Raw genomic sequence first — 4441 nt, forward strand, 5'->3', positions numbered from 1 at the left:
GGGACTCGGACACGGGGGACACCACGGGTGGGAACTGTGCCAGAAACCGGAAGGGGTTAGTCGGCGCGCAGCGCGATGATGGGGTCCACGCGCGTGGCCCGCCGGGCCGGCAACCACGCCGCCGCCAACGCCACCCCGGTGAGCAGCAGCGCCACGCCCCCGAAGGTCCACGGGTCGTCCACCGACACGCCATACAGCAGCGAGCCCAACAGCCGCGTCAGCGCCACGGACAGGACGAGCCCCACGCCCACCCCCGCCAGCGACAGCCGCAGCCCCTGTCCCAACACCAGCCGGAGCACGTCCCCCCGCGCCGCGCCCAGCGCCATGCGGATGCCCAGCTCCCGCGTGCGCTGCGCCACCGAGAAGGCGATGACGCCCGACAGGCCCAGCGCCGCGAGCAGCAACGCCCCGCCCGCGAACAGGCCCAGCAGCAGCGCCGACAGCCGACGCGCGCCAATCGCATCGTCCATCCGCCGCGTCAGGGGCGACACATCGAACAGCGGCAGGTCCGCGTCCACCGCGCGCAGCTCCGACTCCACCGCGACGCGCAGCGCCTCCGGGTCCCCGGACTTCAGGCGCAGCGCGAGCCCCATGTACTCGGAGGGCCGCTGCGACAGCGCGTAGTACGCGGCGGGACGCGCGGGGACATCCAGCCCCCACTCGCGCAGGTCGTCCACCACGCCCACCACCGTGGCCCACTGGTTGTCCGGGCCGTGCAGCTTCATCCGGTGTCCCAGTGCATCCCCCTTGGGCCAGAAGATGTTCGCGCAGGACTGGTTGATGACCACGGCCCAGGGCGCGTCCGGCCCGTCCCGGTCCTCCAAGAGCCGGCCCTGTCGCAGCGTGACGCGCAGGGCGCGCAGGTAGCCGGGCGTGGCGGCGCGGTACTCCACCGCCTTCCACAGCTCACCCGGCAGCCGCTCGCGTCCCTCGATGTCGAAGCTGTGGTCCATGGCGCCCCCCAGCGGAAGCACGTTCGTGAGCCCCACCGACTCCACGCCAGGCAGCGTCTGGAGTCGGGACAGCAGGCCCTGCTGGAAGGCCACCTGCTGGGACTTCTCCGGGTACGTCACCCGGGGCAGGGCCAGCTGTCCGGTGAGCACGCCTTCGGAGGTGAAGCCCGCGTCCACGCGCCGCAGGGCGAGGAAGCTCTTCACGAACAGGCCCGCGCCCACCAGCAGCACCAGCGCGAGCGACACCTGGGACACCACCAGCGCGGAGCGCACCCGGCCCGTGCGATGGCCACCGGTGCTCCGCGAGCCCTCACGCATCGCCGCGTTCAGGTCGGTGCGGCTGGCCTGGAGCGCGGGCACCAGCCCGAAGATGACGCCGGTGAGCACCGACACCGCCAGGGTGAAGAGCGCGGACGGGAGATCCAGGCGCACCTCGCGGGCGCGCGGCAGTCCCTCGCCCACCACCGCCACCAGCGCGTCCGTGCCCCACATCGCCAGCAGCAGGCCCAGCGCGCCGGCCACCACCGACAGCACCACGCTCTCCGTGAGGAACTGCGCCACCAGCCTTCCGCGCCCCGCCCCCAGCGCCGCGCGGATGGACACCTCGCGGCCTCGCGCCACCGCCCGCGCGAGCAACAGGTTGGCCACGCTGGAGCACGCCACCAGCAGCACGAAGCCCACCGCCCCCCAGAGGAGCCACAGCGTCTCCCGCACCCCGCCCACCACCTGCTCCTCCAGCGACTTCACGCCCATGGACCAGCCCGCCTGCTTGTACTGGTCCACCAGGTCCGGGGTGCGCGCCGCGCCCGTGCGCACCAGGTCCGCGCGCGCCGCGTCCAGCGTCACGCCGGGCTTGAGGCGCGCCAACACGTGCAGGTAGCGGTTGCCCCGCTTGGACTCCTGCGTCTGCTCCGGCGTGGGCGCGAAGGGCACGTACAGCTCCGTGTCCTCCGGGTAGGTCACGCCCGGCGGCAGCACGCCCACCACCGTGTGCGCCTCCCCGTCCAGCCGCAGCGAGCGCCCCAGCACCTCCGGGTCCTTCGCGAAGTGCGCGCGCCACGCGGCGTCCGTGAGGATGACGACCTTGTCCCGGCCCGGCGTCTGCTCGTCCTCGGTGAAGCCGCGCCCCAGCACCGGGGCGACCCCCAGCGTGGGCAGCAAGGAGGCCGTGGCGATGACGACGTGGAAGCGGCGGGGAGACTCCTGGCCGGTGAGCGTCATGTCATCGGACCGGAAGGCCGCGAGCGACGAGAAGGCCCGCGAGAGCGTGACGTAGTCCCGGTACTCCTGGAGGGAGTTGGACACCTCCTTCAGCCCGAAGGCGTCGAAGTTGGGCGCCAGGTGCACCAGCCGCTCCGGCTGGACGAAGGGCGGCGGCGTCAGCAGCACGCCCTTCACCACGCTGAACACCGCGCTGTTCGCGCCAATGCCCAGCGCCAGCGTCAGCACCGCCACCACCGCGAAGCCGGGGGCATTGCGCAGGGTCCGCAGCGCGTAGCGCAGGTCGTTGAGCAGGCGTTCCATGGGCATCCTCCTCAGCGAAGCTGTTCGTCCTGCACCACGCGCCCGTCGAAGAGGCTCACGGTGCGCGTGGCGATGCGCGCCTGCGCCGGGTCGTGCGTCACCATGCACAGCGTGGAGCCCGCCTTGTGCAGGTCCGACAGCAGTTGCATCACCGCCTCGCCGTTCTTCGAGTCCAGGTTGCCCGTGGGTTCGTCCGCCAGGAGGATGAGCGGGTCGCCCGCCACGGCGCGCGCCACCGCCACGCGCTGCTGCTGACCGCCGGAGAGCTGGCCCGGCAGGTGCCGCGCCCGGTGCGCCATGCCCACGCGCTCCAGGGCCCGCTCCACGCGCTGCTTGCGGTCCGCCGCCGGCAGGCCCCGGTAGGTGAGCGGCAGCTCCACGTTCTCGAAGACGGTGAGGTCTCCGATGAGGTTGAAGCTCTGGAAGATGAAGCCGATGTGTTGGTTGCGCACCTTCGCCCGGTCCGCGGGCGACAGCTCCAGCACGCTCTTGCCATCCAGCAGGTAGCTGCCGCGCGTGGCGGTGTCGAGCAGCCCCAGCACCGCCAGCAGCGTGGACTTGCCGGAGCCGGACGGCCCTACGATGGCCACCCATTCATTCTGGCGGATGGTGAGGTGGATGTTGGACAGGGCGTGCGTCTCCACCTCCTCCGTCTCGAACACCTTGGTGAGGCCGTCGAGTTGGAGCAGCGCCTTGCCCGGCACCACGCCCGCGCCTGGAGTCAGGGCACCGCTGTCGTTCGTCATCGTCGTCATCATCGCAGTCTCACGCGCTCCACCGCATCCCATGCGGTCATGTCCGACAGCACCACCTGATCACCTTCCGCCAACCCCTGCACCACCTCCACCGCGTTCACCGAGCCCCGCCCCAGCGTCACCGGGATGCGCACCGCCTCGTCCCCGCCCGGCAGCAACCGGAAGAGCGCCAGCGTGCTCTCCGCCTGCGCCCCGGCGGGACGGCCCACGGACAGCACGTCGTTCAGCCGCTCCAGCTCCACCGTGCCCTCCACGGTGAGGTCGGGCCGGGCGCCCTTGGGCAGCGCGTCCGGCAGGGTGATCTCCACGCGCACCGTGCCCTGGCTCGCGGCGGGCGCGACGCGGGCCACGGTGCCTTCGACGACGCCGTTGCGCGTGTCCACCAGCGCCTTGAGGCCCGGCAGGATGTCGCGCGCCTGCGTCTCCGCGATTCGCAGCTCGGCCTTCAGCCGCTCGGGCTTCACCACCTTGGCCAGCAGCACGCCGGGCGTCACCCACTGCCCCAGCTCCAGGGGCAGCTCCTGGAGCACGCCGTCCTCGCCCGCGAGCACCTTCATGGACTCCACCTGCTGGCGGCGGAAGCGGGCCACGGCCTTCAGGCGCTCCACCTGCTCCTGCTGGGAGGCCAGGCGCTGGCGCAGGCTCTGGGCCATGACGTCCAATCGCTCGCGCTCCAACTCCAGACGCTGGCGGCTCTCCTCCGCCTTCTCCGTGGCCTGCCGCGTCTCCAGGTCGCCGACGAAGGCCTTCTCGAACAGCGCCATGTTGGCTTGCGAGCGGCGAGCGGCGTCCGCGACCTCGGCGGTGAGGGAGGCCACGGCGGCCTGCTGGGACAGCCGCTGCGTCTGGAGCACCTCGCGCAGCTCCAGGAAGTCACCCTCGGCGCTCGCGAGCTGGCGTTCGGCCTCCAGCGCCTGGAGCTGCACGTCCGGGTTGGACAGCTCCATCAGGAGCGTGCCTGCCGTGACGCTGGCGCCCGGCCGCACGTGGATGCGCTCCACGCGGCCGGCGGTGTCGGCGGTGAGCCAGCGGATGGACTCGGGGACGAGCGTGCCGGCGCCCTTCACCTGACGCACCAGCGGGCCGCGCTTCACCGTGTCCAACCACACCGAGGCCCGGTCCACCGTGGGCGCGGCGGGGCGCAGCCGGCCAAGGCCCACCGTCACCGCCACGAGCACGGCGAGTCCCAGTCCGACCAGGAGATAGGGT

At 72.5% G+C, this 4441-nt stretch carries 3 protein-coding genes; all 3 read right to left on the reverse strand.

What is annotated here, in order from left to right; genetic code table 11:
- Positions 1 to 56: 56 nt before the first annotated feature.
- The 3 genes from D7Y13_RS39055 to D7Y13_RS39065 are packed head-to-tail and all read right to left on the reverse strand — an operon-like array spanning position 57 to position 4431.
- On the reverse strand, positions 57 to 2477 hold the full coding sequence (locus D7Y13_RS39055; RefSeq protein WP_120630984.1) for an ABC transporter permease: 2421 nt from the start codon (positions 2475 to 2477) through the stop codon (positions 57 to 59).
- An 11-nt stretch (positions 2478 to 2488) separates the two neighbouring features.
- Positions 2489 to 3232 carry an ABC transporter ATP-binding protein gene (locus D7Y13_RS39060; RefSeq protein ID WP_370450855.1) on the reverse strand — a complete coding sequence of 248 codons (744 nt, stop codon included), beginning with the start codon at positions 3230 to 3232 and terminating at the stop codon, positions 2489 to 2491.
- Positions 3232 to 4431 (reverse strand): HlyD family secretion protein, encoded by a 1200-nt coding sequence (locus tag D7Y13_RS39065; RefSeq protein ID WP_120630985.1) that lies wholly within the window; start codon positions 4429 to 4431, stop codon positions 3232 to 3234. Before D7Y13_RS39065 ends, D7Y13_RS39060 begins: the two co-directional genes overlap by 1 nt.
- Positions 4432 to 4441: the final 10 nt, after the last annotated feature.

The sequence above is a fragment of the Corallococcus praedator genome (assembly GCF_003612125.1).
Lineage (GTDB): Bacteria > Myxococcota > Myxococcia > Myxococcales > Myxococcaceae > Corallococcus > Corallococcus praedator.

What these genes read in the sequence shown, in the direction of transcription:
- D7Y13_RS39055 (WP_120630984.1), bottom strand. Translation starts at nt 2,477, where the DNA reads ATGGAACGCCTGCTCAACGACCTGCGCTACGCGCTGCGGACCCTGCGC.
- D7Y13_RS39060 (WP_370450855.1), bottom strand. Translation starts at nt 3,232, where the DNA reads ATGACGACGATGACGAACGACAGCGGTGCCCTGACTCCAGGCGCGGGC.